General features: G+C 59.1%; 13 protein-coding genes. 5 read left to right on the top strand and 8 right to left on the bottom strand.

Features of this window, described 5'->3' with window-relative positions:
• The first annotated feature begins 164 nt into the window (after positions 1-164).
• On the top strand, positions 165-3110 hold the full coding sequence (locus PEL8287_RS07580) for a LodA/GoxA family CTQ-dependent oxidase (protein WP_217807670.1): 2946 nt from the start codon (positions 165-167) through the stop codon (positions 3108-3110).
• Positions 3103-4206, top strand: a complete 1104-nt coding sequence (locus PEL8287_RS07585) for an FAD-dependent monooxygenase (RefSeq protein ID WP_085891766.1) — start codon at positions 3103-3105, stop codon at positions 4204-4206. Before PEL8287_RS07580 ends, PEL8287_RS07585 begins: the two co-directional genes overlap by 8 nt.
• A gap of 58 nt (positions 4207-4264) precedes the next feature.
• On the opposite strand, the gene PEL8287_RS07590 is transcribed toward PEL8287_RS07585, so the two are convergent.
• Both PEL8287_RS07590 and PEL8287_RS07595 read right to left on the bottom strand, forming a co-directional pair.
• The gene (locus PEL8287_RS07590; protein ID WP_085891767.1) at positions 4265-5305 is read right to left on the bottom strand and encodes a Hint domain-containing protein; all 1041 of its coding nucleotides are present in this window, start codon (positions 5303-5305) and stop codon (positions 4265-4267) included.
• Between the two features lie 72 nt (positions 5306-5377).
• Positions 5378-6010: a phage tail protein gene (locus PEL8287_RS07595; protein WP_085891768.1), complete on the bottom strand. Its 633-nt coding sequence runs from the start codon at positions 6008-6010 to the stop codon at positions 5378-5380.
• Between the two features lie 279 nt (positions 6011-6289).
• On the opposite strand from PEL8287_RS07595, the gene PEL8287_RS07600 reads away from it, so the two are divergent.
• The 3 genes from PEL8287_RS07600 to PEL8287_RS07610 are packed head-to-tail and all read left to right on the top strand — an operon-like array spanning position 6290 to position 10464.
• Positions 6290-8122 (top strand): tetratricopeptide repeat-containing sulfotransferase family protein, encoded by a 1833-nt coding sequence (locus tag PEL8287_RS07600; RefSeq protein ID WP_176228585.1) that lies wholly within the window; start codon positions 6290-6292, stop codon positions 8120-8122.
• Positions 8123-8162: 40 nt separating this feature from the next.
• Entirely contained in the window at positions 8163-9293 is a 1131-nt protein-coding gene (locus tag PEL8287_RS20155; RefSeq protein WP_085891770.1) for a CaiB/BaiF CoA transferase family protein, read from the top strand.
• A gap of 13 nt (positions 9294-9306) precedes the next feature.
• Positions 9307-10464: an acyl-CoA dehydrogenase family protein gene (locus PEL8287_RS07610; RefSeq protein ID WP_139837731.1), complete on the top strand. Its 1158-nt coding sequence runs from the start codon at positions 9307-9309 to the stop codon at positions 10462-10464.
• Between the two features lie 13 nt (positions 10465-10477).
• Here the strand turns inward: PEL8287_RS07610 and PEL8287_RS07615 are convergent, their stop codons facing one another.
• The 6 genes from PEL8287_RS07615 to pcaD form a co-directional block, all read right to left on the bottom strand.
• Positions 10478-11710: a mandelate racemase/muconate lactonizing enzyme family protein gene (locus PEL8287_RS07615; protein ID WP_085891771.1), complete on the bottom strand. Its 1233-nt coding sequence runs from the start codon at positions 11708-11710 to the stop codon at positions 10478-10480.
• A gap of 217 nt (positions 11711-11927) precedes the next feature.
• A complete protein-coding gene (gene tmpB / locus PEL8287_RS07620; protein ID WP_085891772.1) occupies positions 11928-12509 on the bottom strand; it encodes a (R)-1-hydroxy-2-trimethylaminoethylphosphonate oxygenase in 582 nt (193 codons plus the stop codon).
• Positions 12506-13627, bottom strand: coding sequence for a 2-trimethylaminoethylphosphonate dioxygenase (gene tmpA, locus PEL8287_RS07625; protein ID WP_085891773.1), 1122 nt, complete (start codon positions 13625-13627; stop codon positions 12506-12508). The genes tmpB and tmpA overlap by 4 nt, the downstream gene beginning before the upstream one ends.
• A gap of 47 nt (positions 13628-13674) precedes the next feature.
• Positions 13675-14760, bottom strand: coding sequence for a Zn-dependent alcohol dehydrogenase (locus tag PEL8287_RS07630; protein WP_085891774.1), 1086 nt, complete (start codon positions 14758-14760; stop codon positions 13675-13677).
• A 171-nt stretch (positions 14761-14931) separates the two neighbouring features.
• Positions 14932-15855: a DMT family transporter gene (locus PEL8287_RS07635; protein WP_085891775.1), complete on the bottom strand. Its 924-nt coding sequence runs from the start codon at positions 15853-15855 to the stop codon at positions 14932-14934.
• Positions 15856-16004: 149 nt separating this feature from the next.
• Complete coding sequence (gene pcaD / locus PEL8287_RS07640; protein ID WP_085891776.1) at positions 16005-16793, bottom strand: 3-oxoadipate enol-lactonase; 789 nt, start codon at positions 16791-16793, stop codon at positions 16005-16007.
• Positions 16794-16795 lie beyond the last annotated feature (2 nt).

The following is a 16795-nucleotide window of genomic DNA, read 5'->3' on the forward strand; positions in this document are numbered from 1 at the left end:
GCCCGATTGTCTACTTGAGTCTGGCAGCGGTTCTTGAAATTGCCGACGTGCCGGAATCAAAAACTTGGCGATGGTTTTTGCGCGAGCTCTGGTTTAGAGTTTCTCCTTAAGGGTTATTTTTTCGATTGAATTTTTCGTATTCCTTTTTAGAAACGGAGCTTCCGATGACCAAGAAAGACAAGGCGTCCAACGACAAAACAGCCAATGACATCGCCTGCTGGGATTGCGCGAACCATCCAACCGAGCGGCTGGAAGAGATGTTCGTCACGCTTATTCAGGGCGAAAGGATCAGACGTGGACAGAACCCGGCACTGCGCACGGTTTTCCTTAAACAGCACGGTGTGGCCTGCGGCATGTTCGAGCCGCTGGAGGATCTGCCAGAGGACATGAAAGTGGGCGTGTTTGGGCAGGGGACAATGCCCTGCTGGGTCAGGTTTTCATCGGATACGCAGCCAGATTCACCCGATTTGCACACAACCATGGGCATCGGGATCAAGCTGTTCGGGGTGCAGGGCGGAACGTTGATGGGTGCCGAGGATACCGCCGATTTCATCCTGCAGAATCACGATGTGTTTTTCGTCGACAATGCACAGGAATTTTGCGAGTTCACCACTGCGGGCGTGGTAGACCGTGATTATCCTGCTTATCTGCGTCGCCACAAGAAAACAGCACGCATCCTGAACGAGATGCAAAAATCCGAGGCCAGTTGCCTGACTGCCAACTATTGGGCAATCCTGCCCTTTGGCTTTGGCAAAGAGAGATACGTGAAATACCGGCTTGAGCCTGTTGCCGTAGCGGCGGGAGAGCCGTCTGAGGGCAACAATTATCTAGCGGATGATCTGGCACGGCGCCTGCGGCAAGGGGAGGCGAAATTTGCTTTTCAACTTCAGTTTCGCGAGGGAAATGAACCGCTGGATAAGGCCACAGAACGCTGGAAAGGCGAGTGGCAGACAGTGGCGCATCTTCGCTTGCCACAACAGGACATCTGCGCACGCGGTCAGGGCGAGTATGGCGAGCATCTGTCATTCAACATCTGGCGCACGCCAGAGGAGCAGAAGCCGCAGGGCAGCATCGCCGACGCGCGACGGGTTGTCTATCAGGGCAGTGCTGATCAGAGGCGGCGTGCCAACGGCGTAGGCCTGGACGAGCCGACCACGCCGCGCGCCCATGCGGTGAGCACGCCAAAAGACGATTGCATTGTCTCTGCCGCAATCTATCCGCCAATCGGAGTATGCCGTGTCGGCAACAGCGCAGAGGGGTTCTACATCGGCCCCGAGGTAACAGACCCGGCACCGCAGGAACCGGGATTTTACCGTGATGGCAAAGGTCGCCTGAAACGCGAAGCGGCGCGGTTTCGGGTCTATGGGCTGAACGCACTTGGCCAGCCGGTGAAAGAACTCACGCTCGACAATGCCGATATCCGCTGGCATGTGCGATTGGAGAACCAGAAATCGGCCTGGTACCAGTTTCAGCTGGCCATGGATATCCCCGAGTTTGCCGACGCCCCTGCCAGCCTGCGGCGCAACGCCAGTGTTTCGGATCGTGCGGCACTGAAGATAACACCCGAACCAAAGGAAATTTCCGGGGTCTTGAAGAGTGGCAAGAAATACGCCTTTGCAGACGGCAAGTTTATGGGCAGCAAAGTGTATCTGGGAGAACTGCGCACAGATGAGGCCGGGCGTCTGATCGTGCTGGGTGGGCATGGCGTTTCGGCCTCGGCCGATGGCAGCCCGGCAGTGACCTTTGCCAACAACGAAGGTTGGCATGACGACACCAGTGATGGGCCGGTAACGGCGCATGTCAGCTATGAGGGGCAGGCGCTGCGGGTCGATCCGGCATGGGTTGTCTGCGCGCCGCCAAACTATGCACCCCTGTTGAAATCAGTGCGCACAATGTGGGACCTGATGCGCGATGTGGCGGTTTCAGCCGGGATGCTGACCCGGCCCGAGCGCCCGTCATTCCAGAACGACATCCGCCCGATATTCGAGCGGATGAGCGGGTTGCAATGGGTCAATCAGGGCTTTTCCGCAGGTTTTGGCCATAACGCGCCGTTTGATTTTTCAAAGGCGGACATGATGGCAAGCCTTGCTGATCCAAGCCCGGCGCGCATCGAGACGCGGCGCGTTCTGGCGAATAACTTCCGGCATTTCGACGTGGATGGAAAATCACCCGTACCCTGGCCGTGGCTGTATGGAGATGCGATGAACATCCCGCCCGCAGATACCCCGCGCCAGAACGCCACACTGAGCGATCTGCAGCTTTGGGCCATGGATCAATGGGTGATGGGTAATTTTGAGGCTGACTATGACCCAAAGGCCAAAGTCCCGCACGCAATCGAAGATGTGCCACTGGCCGATCAGCCCGATATGCTGACCCGTGCGGCGATGGAGTTTTGTCTGGCCGATGCGTTTCATCCCGGCTGCGAGATGACATGGCCGATGCGGCAGAAGGGCATGTACCAATCGGCCTTCCGGCTGAAGCATCGCAAGCATGACAACCCTGAACCGTCTTTTGGCGCACAACTGGGCGCGTCAGACTGGGGGCTGCCGGATGGGCCGGTGAATGGAGGGCAAAGCCCGGGGTCGGTTACCCGCTGGATGGCGGTGCCGTGGCAGACCGATACGGCATCCTGCCGGTCAGGCTATACCCCGGCCTATGATCCCTACCTGCCCACCTTCTGGCCCGCCCGTGTGCCGAATGAGGTCATGGGGCAGGTAGCTTATGACGTGGTCACCAATGACAGCCTGCCGATGTCCGAGCGCCTTCAGGCCTTTGCCAATCGCGCCAATTGGCTGGAGCCGCTGAACTTACAGAAATCCTATACCCATCAGATCAATCACATGATCCATCATTTTGGGGAAATGGGTGTGGTAGAAACCCGCGAAGGGGTGCCGGATGATCCGGCATTTCCGGCAATGATGCAGGTTTCGGACCAGCATCAGGCGGGTTGGAAGGCTCCCAATGTTGAAACCGAAGACGGTGCAAAGCAGTTGGCCGAACGGCTGGCCGCGCCCCCGTCCGAGCCTGTCATAGATCTGACCGACGAGGGGGCACCAGATCTGAGCCGGATAGAGAAAGTCCAGCGGTTTACCGGGCGAAGCCGTGGCTGACTATGACGTTGCCGTGGTCGGTGCCGGGCCGGCTGGCGCGGCGCTGGCCAGTGTTCTGGCACCGCGTTACCGGGTGGTATTGCTGGACCGGCTGGCCGAGCCGCTGGCGCGGATTGGCGAGTCTCTGATTCCTGCTGCGCGCCGTTTGTTGCGGGATATGGGATTGCTGACTGCCTTTGAGGCGCAGGGATTCCCGGCGTATCTGGGCAACCGGTCCTTCTGGGGCGGTGCGGAGCAGAGGACTGACTTCATCCGTGATCCGGACGGGCCGGGCTGGCATCTGGATCGGGCCGGATTTGAGCGGTTCATGCGTGCGGCAGCAGTTGCACGCGGTGCCAAAATGATGGCTCCGGTGCGGCTGCTATCGGTGGCCCGAAGCGGTTCGGGCTGGCGGTTGACGCTAAAGGCAGAAGAGCGCGGGTTTGGCCTGCAAGCGCGATTGGTGGTTGATGCCGGTGGCCGTACGGCACCGCTGGCCAAAATGCTTGGTGCCGTGCGCCAAAATACCGACCGCACAGTCGCGCATTGGCTGCACGGGACTGATGCCCCGGCCGCGCCGCCCGATGCGGGGTTTTCCACTGTAGAAAGTACACGTGAAGGTTGGTGGTACACGGCTCCGTTGAACGGGCAGCGGGTCGTGGCCTTTCATGCCGATCCGGATGGTGAGACGACAAAAAACCTTTCAACTGCGGCTTTGGTCACGCAGGCCCGCGCCTTGCCTGGGATTGGGCCATTGTTGCAGAGCTCTGCGTTTGTTTCAGACAAGGATGTGACCACGACTGCAGCAAACTCGGCCCGGCTACGCCCTTTTTCCGGAACTGATTGGCTGGCGATTGGCGATGCCGCACTAAGCTTTGACCCGCTGGCGTCGCGCGGCTTGTTCCACGCGCTTTATTCCGGATATTCCGGCGCCGCAGCCTGTGATGCAGTGTTGCAGGGACAAGCCAGCGGGTTCGAGAGCTATGCCGACGATCTGGACCGGATCGTACAGGCCTACAATCGACACCTGGCAGTGTTCTATAGTGCCGAGAGGCGTTGGCCCGATGCGCCGTTCTGGCGGCGGCGGCAACATGCTTTTAATGAAACCAACGCCTGAAAAAAGACCGGCACCGCAGATATTGCGATGCCAGTTATTTTGGTGTCCACGCCGGGTGTCAGGCGGCCTTGCGCGATAGCCCGTCGGCGCGCGCCAGCAGGGTGTCACGCAGCCCTTCGGGAACAAGGCGCGCTGCCGATACGCGGGGCAGCGACATTTCGGCGATCTGGTTTTTCCGGGTGTCTTGGGCATTGATAAAGCTGTCTCGGCCGGCGTAGTCGATAAAGGTCTCTGCGGCGACGCCTTCGGCCAGCAGCAACTCGTGGGCCTCGGTCTCGACATGGTAATAGCTGAAACCATCCCGCGGCATGTCCCGGACGCGATAGATCGTAGTACCGTTGACCAGCGCCCCGGCGTTATAAAGCGTGCCGTTTATCGCAATTGCATGATCCCCGGACAGATACAGATCACGCAAGGGAACATTCTCGGCCAATGTGCCCGCACGGATGCAGACCGGGTTGACTTTGGCCGGATGGGTCAGGCGTGTGTCGATCATTTGTTGACCCAGCCAGGTGACAGGTGTCAGGCGGCCATCGGCGGTGCGTACCAAGTCACCAGCCTGCAAATCTTCCACCGGAGTTTCGCCGTGTTCCGTTGTGATCATCGTGCCGGGCATAAAGCAACTGGGCGTCCCGCTGACGCTTGCAACTGTCATAAATCCATTGTTGGCCGTAAAGGTGATTTTGTTGTACTCGGCATTGGCATCGGCGGCGACAAAGGGGCCGATCCCGCTGCTGAAGGTGGTGCTGGGCAACGTAAACGTCGTTTTTCCGCCCGTCACCGTGTTGGAGAGGACAATAACACCAGAGCCCGACCCATAGCTTGCAAGGCTGATGGACACGCTTTTGAGGAAGGACTGGCTGGCGTCCGTATCAACCACCGAGACAGTCACAACCCCTTGTAAGTCCGTCGCGCTGGAACCCAGGAAAGTAAACGCATTTCCCCCGTTTCCGGGCACCTCGGCGATGGTATCAGAGGTGAAGGAAAAGCTAATTCCCTGCTCTGTGAATACAGTGCTGGTATGTGTGGTTCCGTTAACCACATTGTACTGGCCGCCTGTACCGGTGACGTCGCCGCCCTGAAAATCAAATATTGCCATAATCTGGCCCTTTCGTTGTTTTGTTAATGCCCTGACACATCGGCGATGTCAGGGCATTTATGCGGTCTCACCTTAGTTGCGTGACGGGAAAATTCCCTGTGTTACAACACAGTACTGAACGCCAAGGTAGGGGTTGCGGATATCGACAGGCTGGTTCTGGCCGGCATTGGACGCCGTGGAATCTACGGTTACCTGCACCGTATTTGCATTTAGCGGCTTGTTGGGAGAGCCGGTGGGCGCATAGATCTGAGCGTTTGCTGCAAGGTGCTCGTCAGCGGCATATTCCCCCGGAGTGCCGTTGCCAACGTTGGCAACGGCCGTTGCAGTATTGCTAATCGCGTGGCTGTGCGACGCCAGCGTTGAGATATTGGGCGTGAAGTTTTCACGGCCGCCGCGTTGCCCAAGAGCCACCGGCTGCAGCCCGGGTCCTGTGCCGTTATTCATGGCGATACGCCCCCGCAAGTCCGGCAGGGCAAACGTTGTTCTGCAATCACCGCCATAGGTGCAGCCGAGCAGTGAGAAAAGCGCTGAATTAGAAGAAATGGGCAACAAAGCACCGTTTGCGGGCAGGGTCGTCCGAGGGCAGAAATTCCAGCCACCCATGACGATCTGACCGAGCCAATAGTCCTGCGCGGTTGCGGTTGACGTTTGAGAACTGAGAGCGGTTGCCGCCCCGAGCACAATTGCTGCAATTTTTCTTTTCATTCTATCATCCTTTAAATGCGTTAGCGCCTTGGCACCGTTTGAAAACCTAAACCGATGAAAAACCTTTATGGCGCCATGAAAGCACAACTAAAACGTTATTCCAATGCTTACTTTTCCCTTGAAGTAATTTGTATGTCACCGGTACGTCTGGATGCCCTTGCACAGACAAGTGCAATTTCGTTTACTGCGCCGCGATCAAATGGCCAGCGCGGGTGGGTTGTTCGCACGTGCCTTACATTTTTGAAATTTCCCGGTTTCCGCCGGGCTCCGGAGAATGAAATGACTGAAAGCCAAGCCGCTGCCGCCGAAAAAGAAAAAGTTATGACACAAGAGATTCTTGAGCGCATCGCAAGACATCAGAATGCCGGTAGGCTTCCCGAAGCCTTGCAGCTGTTGGAGGGCCTGATTGAAGAAAAAGGCGAGATGCCAAGACTGTTGCATTACAAGGGTCTTAACCTTGCGATGTCAGGCAATATTGAAGAAGGCGAGCGTCTGATCCGAGATGGCCTGAAGGCTGCCCCGGAAGACCCGATGCAACATGCTGATCTGGGAGTTTTGCTGGCCCAGTCCAATCGTCTGGAAGAGGCCATCGAACATTTCAGAACTGCGGTTGAGGCCGCCCCGAATTTTGGGGTGGCACATTCCAATCTGGGTGGCGCATTGGTGCTTCAAAAGAAATATGGCGAAGCGGTGAAACACCTTGAGCGCGCAATCGAGCTGGAGACCGGTCTGCTGGACGCCCATACCAATCTTGGGATTGCCTATTCTCAGGTCAATCAGCACGCCAAGGCGGTCGAGGTTTTGTACAAAGCCCTGTCGATTGATCCGCTGAGTATCAGGGCCCATATTCAGTTATCGGCGGCGCTGTACCGGAACGAGCGCCACGACACAGCCGAACATCATGCGCGCCGCGCAATCGAGTTGGATCCGAATGCCGCCGAAGCCTATCTCCACCTGGGTAACGCCCTTGGGTCGGCTGGAAAAATGGACGAAGCTGCCGAGGCGCTGCTAGCGGTTTCGGGTCGCCCACCGGTGGGATTGCCGGCGCTGTCCCGGCTGATTCATCTGCGCAAAACCAAGGAAGACTCGCCCGAACTGAAAATTCTGGAAAAGTATCTGGAACGTTTAGATAACCTTGGGGAAGAGGCGCAGTCGACTGCGCATTTCGCGGCAGGCAAGGCCTATGACGACCTGGGGAAATTTCCGCTGGCGTTTGAGCATTTCCGCAAGGGTAACGAGATCAGCAGAACGCTTCATCCCTTCGACAAAGAAGCTTATGTCGCTAGGGCCGAAAGGCTGCGTGCCTTCGCGTCGCCCGAGTTGGTCCAGCGCTGCAGCGGGCAAGGGATCACGGATATTGCGCCGATTTTCATCACCGGCATGCCACGGTCGGGCACGACATTGATGGACCAAATGTTTTCGCGCCACCCCAAGGTAATGGCGGGCGGCGAATTGCGGGCGATGCCGGCCGCGATGCATCGGGCCCGCCGGATGCGTCAGGCGTTGCAAGAGGAAATACCCGACAGCGACATCACTGCGGATGATTTCAGCCGTCTTGGTGAAAACTACATGGACGGGGTGCGGTCCGAGGGGATCAAATCGGAGTACGTGTCCGACAAAATGCCCTCAAACTATCTGTATGCCGGTCTGATCGCGCTTGCCATGCCGCGCGCCAAAATCCTGTTCATGCGGCGGCACCCGCTGGATTGCCTGTTGTCCAACTATATGCAGCATTTTGGCCAGAACCAGCCGTTCAGCACGGATTTCGACAATCTGGCACTGGTCTATGCCGAGTTTGACAAGATGGTAAATTATTGGACGAAAGTTATCCCGGATCGGGTTCGTGTCGTGAACTACGAAGATGTCACCACCGATTCCGAAGCCCAGATGCGCAGCATCCTAGACTGGGTCGGGCTGGATTGGGACCCCGAGGTTCTGAACTACAAATCCTCAACCCGGCAGGTCAACACCGCGTCCCTGGCGCAGGTGCGCGAGCCGATCTACACCCGCTCGGTTGCGCGATGGAAAAACTATGCGCCTAACCTTGGCGGGTTGGCCAAACCGTTGGCAAAATATCTATCAGACGAGGATCTGGCCCTTTGCCAGGCATGACCCCGTGAACCGGGAACCTTAACAATCGGGCCGTCTGCCAATGAAACTTGACCGGGAACTGGATGGTCTTTTGGTTGTATCGCTGGAACAGGCGGTAGCCGCCCCTTATGCGGGGCTGCTGCTGGCGGATGCCGGGGCGCGGGTGATCAAGATTGAGCGGCCCGAGGGCGATTTCGCCCGCGGGTATGACGCGGGGGCAGGTGGGCAAAGCGCGATATTTGCCTGGCTCAACCGGGGCAAGGAATCGATCCGTCTGAACCTCAAAGATGCAGACGACATGGCGGTGTTGCGGTCGATGCTGAGGCGCGCGGATGTGCTGCTGAGCAATCTTGCCCCCGGAGCGCTGGCGCGGATGGGGCTGAGTGGTAAGGCCCTGCGTAAGGACAATCCCGGCCTGATCACCTGCGCCATCACCGGGTATGGCGAAACCGGTGCTGCGGCAAAAAAGAAAGCTTACGATTTCCTTGTTCAGGCGGAAAGCGGGATTTGTTCGGTGACAGGAACCGAGGAAATACCAAGCAGGGTGGGCGTGTCGCTGACCGATCTGTCGACAGGTCTGACCGCCTTTTCGGCCATTTTGCGCGCGCTTATTCAGCGCGGACGCAGCGGGCAGGGTGCTGATTTGTCGATTGCGATGTTTGACGTGATGGCCGACTGGATGAACTTGCCGCTGATGGCACATCGCTATGGCGGCGGCGCGCCCCCGCGTACCGGGTTGCAGCATAGTTTCATAGCACCTTACGGGGCGTTTTGGTGCAAGGGCGGGGCGCAGGTGCTGTTGTCGGTGCAGAGCAACCGGGAATGGGCCGCCTTCTGTCACGATGTGCTGCAGAGGCCTGAACTGACAAGCGATCCAAGGTTTGCCGACAATCCGGTGCGCTATATCAATCGCTCGGATCTGGATGCGATCGTGAATGATGTTTTTGGCAAGCTTGAGCGCGGCGCCGTGCTGGACCGCCTGGATCGCGCCGGGATCGCCAATGCCACGCTGAATTCGGTCGCGGACCTGTCAGAGCATCCTTTCCTGTGCAATGCCAGCGCGGTCATTGGCGGGACCGAAATTGAAGTGGCTGCTTTGCCTGTCCGGTCCGGACCGGACACGCCAACAGCGGTGCCGGGACTGGGCGAGCACGACGATATCCTGCGCCGGGAATTCCCGGGCGATCCCTGAGAAAGGCCAAACAGTGACCTACGCGCTAAATCATCCTGAAATCCGAGAAGGTATCACCCGTCTGTGCACCGGATTTCCCGGGTCTTATTGGCGGCAATGTGATCGCGATCAGGCTTATCCCGCGGAATTCGTTCAGGCCCTGACCAAAGAGGGGTATCTGGGCGCGCTGATTCCGGAAGACTATGGGGGGCTTGGTCTGACGCTGTCGGCCGGGGCGGCGATTCTGGAAGAGATCCATCGCGCGGGCGGGAATGCGGCGGCCTGTCATGCGCAGATGTATACGATGGGCACCGTCCTGCGCCACGGGTCGGACGAGCAGAAGGCAAAATACCTGCCGCATATTGCCGATGGATCGCTGCGCCTGCAGGCATTTGGCGTGACCGAGCCGACCAGCGGGACCGATACCACCGCCCTGCGTACCACGGCGCGGCGAGATGGCGACAGGTATATCGTCAATGGCCAGAAAATCTGGACCAGCCGGGCGGAACATTCCGACCTTATGCTGTTACTGGCGCGCACAACACCGCGCGCCCAGGTACAAAAACGCACCGATGGTTTGTCGGTCTTTCTGGTCGATATGCGTGAAGCCGCCAAAGAGTCCCTGATAATCCGGCCCATCCGGACGATGATGAACCATGCCACGACCGAAGTTTATTTCGATAATCTTGAAATCCCCGTCTCCAGCCTTGTAGGCGAAGAAGGCAAGGGGTTTCGTTATATCCTGTCGGGGATGAACGCCGAGCGTATCCTGATCTCGGCCGAGTGTATTGGCGACGCAAAATGGTTTATCCGCAAGGCCGCCGACTATGCCGGGGAGCGCGAGGTTTTCGGGCGCCCCATCGGACAAAATCAGGGTGTCCAGTTTCCGATCGCCCGGGCCTATAGCCAGATGCGGGCCGCCGAATTGATGGTCGCGCGCGCGGTTGCGTTGTACGAGGACGGCCACAACCCTGGCGAAGAAGCAAACCTGGCCAAGCTTTTGTCCGCCGATGCCAGCTGGGCCGCAGCCGAGGCCTGTTTACAGACCCACGGCGGCTTTGGCTTTGCCGAAGAGTATGATGTGGAACGAAAATTCCGTGAGGCGCGGCTATATCAGGTGGCGCCGATTTCCACCAATATGGTCCTGAGTTATATTGCCGAGCATGTACTGGGCATGCCGCGGTCCTATTAACCCGTTAACCGGATCAGTCCGTTTTGCCTGGTGCGCCCCCCTGAAATGCATTGCCGTTGGCATAATCGCAAGGCGCCTCCTGCATTTCCAGATGCAGGCCGGTACCGGTATAGGGATGGGCGCGGGCCAGGTCCTCGTCCACTTCTATCCCAAGGCCCGGGGCGTCGGAAGGTGTGACAAAGCCCCCCTCGACATGGATCGTTCCCTTGATCAGATCGTTGTGAAACCCGGTTTCAATCGACTCGGCCATCAGGATGTTGGGGATTGAGGCTGCAAGCTGGATATTGGCAGCCCATTCTACCGGCCCTGCATAAAGATGCGGGGCCATCTGGGCGTTATGAACTTCGGCGATGGCAGCAAGTTTTTTCATCTCCCATATGCCACCTGCACGGCCCAGAGCGGGTTGCAGAATGCCAGCGGCCCCGGCGTGAAGCACAGCAGCAAATTCAGCTTTGGTGGTCAGGCGCTCGCCGGTCGCCACAGGGATGGTGACGGCGCGGGCGACCTTTGCCATTTCGGTGATATTGTCGGGTGGAATGGGTTCTTCGAACCACAGCGGCGAATACGGCTCAAGTGCTTTGCCCAGCCGGATCGCCCCGGCGGTGGTGAATTGACCATGGGTGCCAAACAGCAAATCCGCTTTGTCTCCAACAGCTTCGCGGATGGTTTTGCAGAAGGCGACAGATTGGCTGATATCTGACATGGCGGGCATGTGGCCGCCGCGCAGGGTGTAGGGCCCGGCGGGGTCGAACTTTATCGCAGTGTAGCCCCGCCCAATGCAGTCGGCGGCGGATTCTGCGGCCATCTCGGGTGAGTTCCAGAAGGCAGCGATGTCGTGATGCGGCAGCGGATAGAGGTAAGTATAGGCGCGGATATGGTCATTCATCTTCCCGCCCAAAAGGGCATGGACGGGCCGTTCGCGGGCCTTGCCAAGGATGTCCCAACAGGCGATTTCGAGCCCTGAAAAGGCCCCCATGACGGTCAGGTCAGGGCGTTGGGTGAAGCCGCTGGAATAGACGCGACGGAACATAAGTTCTATGTTTTCAGGGTTTTCGCCCTGCATGTGCCGCTCAAACACATCCTCGATCACGACGCGCATCGCCTTGGGGCCGACAGAGCTGGCGTAACATTCTCCCCAGCCGGTGATACCAGTGTCGGTGGTCACTTTCACCAGTATCCAATAACGCCCTCCCCAGCCGGGGGCAGGCGGGGCGGTGACGATGATGTCGAGGTCTTGTAAGCGCATGGGAGCTCCGGCGGTTGCTATTCAGGTACGGTGCCTTGGTGCGAAGCAGGAGGCAAGCCCGAAACCGGCGGGTTCTGTCGCAGCTGGCGCTTTGTGCGGCTTGTAAGCTTTGTATGTGGATTTGCAGGGTCGGAAGGATGTAGCGCGCTGATGATGCGTGAATGTTTCTCGACAGAGTTTGCGGCGAAACCAGCGGCAGGGGACCCGAGGTTCTTTGCTATTCGACCTGTGCGAGGTGGGCATCGACCACCCGTTGCACGACAGGGGCGAAATGCCAGTAATCCGGGGTTTGCATGTCGGGGTTTTTCCCCGCCTCGTCGAGATAACGAACCTGGATGATCTTCGGCAAATTCGGGTTAAGTTCGAACGCGGTCACTTCTTCAGGGCTCATCGGTCCGCCCTGAAGGTTGAGCGAGTGCACCGAGGCCTCGGACAGGCGTTTGAAATATTCGGGTCGGGTGGCACACAGGTAGCGTTTGGCGGCGACGTGGTGGCGCACGCAATCGGTGACGATTGAGGGAAAGAAACCTTCTAGCACCTTTGCCCCGGCCTCTTCGTGAAAGCGGTCTTCGGTATCGTTCATGGTGAAGGTGCCGAACTCCGAGGTGAAGTGCCCGATATCGTGGAGCAGTGCGGCGACGATCACGTCGTCAGGCAGGTCCTGCTGTTCTGCCAGCCATGCGCCCTGCAACATGTGTTGGGCCATCGTCACCGGTTCCCCCAGATATTCGGTATCCCCGCAGCGGGTGAAGATGTCACCGATAAAGTCGACGATCGTGTCAGGTGTGGGTTGGGTCATAGGGCGGCCTCGAGTGCATTGAGGGTGGAAAGCAGCCCGTCCTTGTCAGCATAACAACCCTGAAGCCAGCGATGGCCTTCGCCGGAATAGCCCTTGCGCGCGTGCAGGACGCGGGTGTTGTCAACGATGAACGCCTCACCCGGGGCAAGCTTGAAGGTCACTTCCATGCTGGGATCATCGATGATCCGGCTCAGCCGTCGGTAGGCGCCATAGTAGGCGGCCATGTAATCAAACGGCACATCGGTCAAAGGTGCTGCGGAACGCGCGTTGAAGCGAATGGCTTGCAGGGTCCCGTCGGGGCTGAGCTCGATCATCGGGCGGCGCGAGCGCAGCGCGACGCCTGCGCTGCCCTCGTAGGCAAAGCGGGCACAGTGGCGGGTTAGCAGATCAAATCCATGCGGGTCTTCGGATTGCAGGCGCCGGGCGGCGGCAAAGCCGTCGACCACCATGTTTTCGCCCCCTGCGGCCGAGTTTTCAAGGCAGGCCAGCACCTGCAGGGTCGGCACCGGATCGCGGTAGGGATTGTCGGTATGGGCCTGCAACCCAAGGCCGGTATAGGCCAGATTGGTCGGGTGTACCTCGGTCCGGACTTCGAAATGACGGCCATAATTGGTTTCGCGCACATAACCGAAGAGATCGACAATGCCGAAAAGCGCGCCGGATTCCGGCTGCAGACCGGTGACCTTGGCAAATCCGTAGCGGCGGATATGGGCCAGCCAGTCGCGGCGCTCGATTGGGTCGGATTGCAGGGTTGGCAGGTGCCCGGTGGGGACATTCGACGATAGCGTGGCATCCCATTGTTCAGCCTGGTCCGGAAGACGCCCGGGGCGGTCTTTGTGCGGATGGTCATACGCATGGGCACGCAGCCACGCCAGCGGAAAGCTGACTGTTTTATCTTCGGGCTGAAATGTGCAATGCAGTTGCCCCGCTTGGGTGTGGGCGTCCGAGATGGTCACATCTTCGGGGATATCGGAAAGTGTGATCAGGCGCTGGCCATTACGAGGATCGCGGGTGTCCGGATCAAGGGCGTTGTCGCGCAGCCAGACAGCGTGAAAGCGAAGGTCGTCCAGGCAAAGTACTGCGCCAGCGTCTTGCAGGGAAACTGTTGGTTCTGACATTTGACTATCCTCCGGTTGCCGCGGTGGAATCGCGGATTGTGCCACCCTTAATTGAAAAGGATCACGTTGCGCCGTGCGGCGCCGGTTTTGGTATCGGCGATGGCCTCGTTGATCTGGTCCAGTGTCCAGCGCCCCGAAATCAGCTCGTCCAGTTTCAGGCGGCCCTGCTGATAGAGGTCGACCATCCAGGGGATATCGCGCCGGATCACCGCATCGCCCATTTTGCTGCCAACCATCGATTGTCCGATAGCGGCGAAATTGGCGGGCTCGTAGGTTGAGGTGGCGCCGGTGGCGGGCATGCCGACCATGATCACCTTGCCGCCTGATGCCAGATAGCGTGGTGCCTGATCATAGGCGGGGGCAGCACCAACAGTGACAAGCACGGCATCCGCGCCGCGGCCCATGGCGGCCTTGGCCGCGCGCCATGGCTTGCCGTCCGAGGCCAGAACACCATCGGTTGCGCCGAAATCACGGGCGACGGCAAGCTTGTCCTCGCTCATGTCCACGGCGACGATGCGGCGGGCCCCGGCGATGCGCGCGCCCTGAATGGCGTTCAGGCCAACGCCGCCCGCGCCGATCACAACCACATCCTGACCCGCGCGCAAGCTGGCGGCGTTCACCACAGCGCCCACCCCGGTGATCACTCCGCAGGCCAGCAGGCTGGCGGCATCCATCGCCATGTCATCGGGAATTTTGACGACCTGGCTTTGATCTACGACAACCTTTTCGGCGAAGGCGCCACAGGCCATGGCCTGATGCAATTTGCCGCCATCGGCGGTTTTCAGGGGGCCCTGATCGCCGTCATACGGGGTTTCGCAGATCGTGGGTTTGCCGGAGCCGCAGCTGGGGCATTGGCCGCAGGCGCGGATCAGGGTAACCACAACCGGATCGCCCGGGGCCAGGCCGGTAACACCTGCTCCAACTGCGCTGATATACCCGGCGGCCTCGTGGCCGTAAACCGCAGGCAGTGACCCGCCCCAGGCACCATCGGCATAGGAAATGTCGGAATGGCAGATCGCCACGGCCTCAAGATCGACCTGCACTTCACCGGCTTGCGGCGCGCGCAACTGAACCTGTTCGATTAAAAGAGGAGACCCGAATGTATGGCAGACGGCAGCTTTGATGGTTTGCATGGTTTTCCCCCGATGTTTGCCTGCAGACTGAGCCGGATTCTGTACCCTTATCAAGGAAAATCGGGGCGTTGCGGCTAATTTTTACCAGGGGCGAATGGGCGGCGTTCCGGGCCGGCATCAAAACTGCATTCCCAGAAAGCTGGATGGCCGAACGCCGGGCCAAGGTGTCTTTCAGAGTGGATTTTGCCTGAGGCGTCTGGTGTTGCGATGTGAGCGGGCCAATTCAAACAGCGCGCGGGTGGTGACAGAGGCAATGACCATTGCACCGCCCGTGATTGTCCAGTCTGTTGGGCGTTCCGAGATAAAGATCCACACCCAGATCGGACCCAGGGCAAACTCTAGCAGCATGAACAGCGTCAGTTCGGCCGCAACCAGCTGTTTCGCGGCGGCAATGAAAAGCGCGTTGGCCAGGCCAGACAGGACGCCGCCCAGCAGAAAACACAACGCAATATCATGCAGCGGGATATTCAGATCACGCCAGCGCAAAAGGCCTGAAATGACCATGATGACCAGCCCCGAGACGATCAGGGAGGGCAGCATTTCGATCCCGCGATGGCGCCGCACGACGATGGCGTAGCTGGAAAAACACAATGCAGTGACAAGCGCCATGACATTGCCATAGAGCGAGCCCGCACCGATGCCGCCCGCCACCATGACGCAGATGCCGCACAAGGCCGCCAGCATCGTGAAAACGGTCAGTCGTTGCAGGGACTCGCGCAGGAACAACCAGGCAAGGGCAGCGGTGAAAAACGGAATCGCACTGAGGATGAATAATGTATTGGCCACCGTTGTGTTGGTGATGGATTGCAAGAACGCCAGCCCCGCCCCGGCAAGGAACGTGCCCGCCATCAGGCCGGGTCTGCCAATGCGCCGGACATGGGTCGGGGCACTGGCGCCATAGCGAAAGACCATGATCAACGAGACAGATACGATCAGGGCGATAGAGCGATAGAAGTTGATCTGCAACGGGTCGGCCAGATCGATCTGGCGGATGACCAGCCCGCTGAAGCTGATGCTGACAGAACTGATCACCATCAACCCCATCGCATAACCCCGGCGACCGGGGGATTGAGCAAGGTCGGTTATGACGGTCATTTCACTGACCTGAGGTTGCAACTAAGCGCGGCATCGGGACACCCCTTTCAAGCCTCAGGGTATCCGAGGTTCAAGCACCGGGGCGTCGGAAACTGCGACAAGACAGGTCGTTTTAGCGCGTTTTACCGTGTTTTACGGGGGCGCTTTGACTATTTATGCCCTGTGTCGTGCAGAAATTCCGTCAGCAGGCGGGCGTATTCGGTGGGCTGCTCAACGCAGGGCAGGTGGCCTGCACGGCGGATCAGCCGGAATTTCGAGCCGCGGATCAGCTCAACCGTTTCGCGCACCAGATCGGGCGGGGTTGAGCCGTCTTCGGTTCCGGCAATGCCCAGCGTGGGCAGGCGCAGCCCACTGGTGGGCGTGTAGAAATCGGTGCCGGAAATGGCAGCAGAACACCCGATATAACCTTCGGCTGGCTGGCTGGCCAGCATCCTGCGCCAGGGCAGGTATTGCCCTGAGTCACGAAAGGCGCGTGAAAACCAGCGCTCGCAAATGCTGTCGGCCAGCGCCTCGATCCTACCCGCCTGCACGGCGGCGATCCGTTCGTCCCACATGGCGGGCTGGCCGATCTTGGCGGCCGTGTTCGACAGGACCATGGCACGGATCTGGTCCAGCCGTTTGACAGCCAGCCCCTGTGCGATCATGCCACCGATCGACAGTCCGACAAAGACGCAATCGCGTACCTTCAGGTGATCCAGCAGGCATTCGGCGTCGCGTACTAATGTGCCCATCGAATAGGGGGCCGGCGGGCAATCCGAGCGACCATGGCCGCGTTTGTCATAGCGGATAATCCGCAGGCCGGCGGGCAACAGTGGCAGGATAGCATCCCAAAGATGAAGGTCCGTTCCCAAAGAGTTGGCGAAGACGACGGGCGGGCCATCGGGCGGGCCTTCGTCCAGGTAGTGCAGGCGGATGCTGCCAATTTCAACAAAGGGCATGG

Origin of the sequence: Roseovarius litorisediminis (assembly GCF_900172295.1) — a bacterium.
In the GTDB taxonomy this organism is placed as follows: domain Bacteria; phylum Pseudomonadota; class Alphaproteobacteria; order Rhodobacterales; family Rhodobacteraceae; genus Roseovarius; species Roseovarius litorisediminis.

What these genes read in the sequence shown, in the direction of transcription:
- PEL8287_RS07600 (WP_176228585.1), top strand. Translation starts at nt 6,290, where the DNA reads ATGACTGAAAGCCAAGCCGCTGCCGCCGAAAAAGAAAAAGTTATGACA.
- PEL8287_RS07615 (WP_085891771.1), bottom strand. Translation starts at nt 11,710, where the DNA reads ATGCGCTTACAAGACCTCGACATCATCGTCACCGCCCCGCCTGCCCCC.
- tmpB (WP_085891772.1), bottom strand. Translation starts at nt 12,509, where the DNA reads ATGACCCAACCCACACCTGACACGATCGTCGACTTTATCGGTGACATC.
- PEL8287_RS07580 (WP_217807670.1), top strand. Translation starts at nt 165, where the DNA reads ATGACCAAGAAAGACAAGGCGTCCAACGACAAAACAGCCAATGACATC.
- PEL8287_RS07595 (WP_085891768.1), bottom strand. Translation starts at nt 6,010, where the DNA reads ATGAAAAGAAAAATTGCAGCAATTGTGCTCGGGGCGGCAACCGCTCTC.
- PEL8287_RS07590 (WP_085891767.1), bottom strand. Translation starts at nt 5,305, where the DNA reads ATGGCAATATTTGATTTTCAGGGCGGCGACGTCACCGGTACAGGCGGC.
- tmpA (WP_085891773.1), bottom strand. Translation starts at nt 13,627, where the DNA reads ATGTCAGAACCAACAGTTTCCCTGCAAGACGCTGGCGCAGTACTTTGC.
- PEL8287_RS07630 (WP_085891774.1), bottom strand. Translation starts at nt 14,760, where the DNA reads ATGCAAACCATCAAAGCTGCCGTCTGCCATACATTCGGGTCTCCTCTT.
- PEL8287_RS07635 (WP_085891775.1), bottom strand. Translation starts at nt 15,855, where the DNA reads ATGACCGTCATAACCGACCTTGCTCAATCCCCCGGTCGCCGGGGTTAT.
- PEL8287_RS20155 (WP_085891770.1), top strand. Translation starts at nt 8,163, where the DNA reads ATGAAACTTGACCGGGAACTGGATGGTCTTTTGGTTGTATCGCTGGAA.
- pcaD (WP_085891776.1), bottom strand. Translation starts at nt 16,793, where the DNA reads ATGCCCTTTGTTGAAATTGGCAGCATCCGCCTGCACTACCTGGACGAA.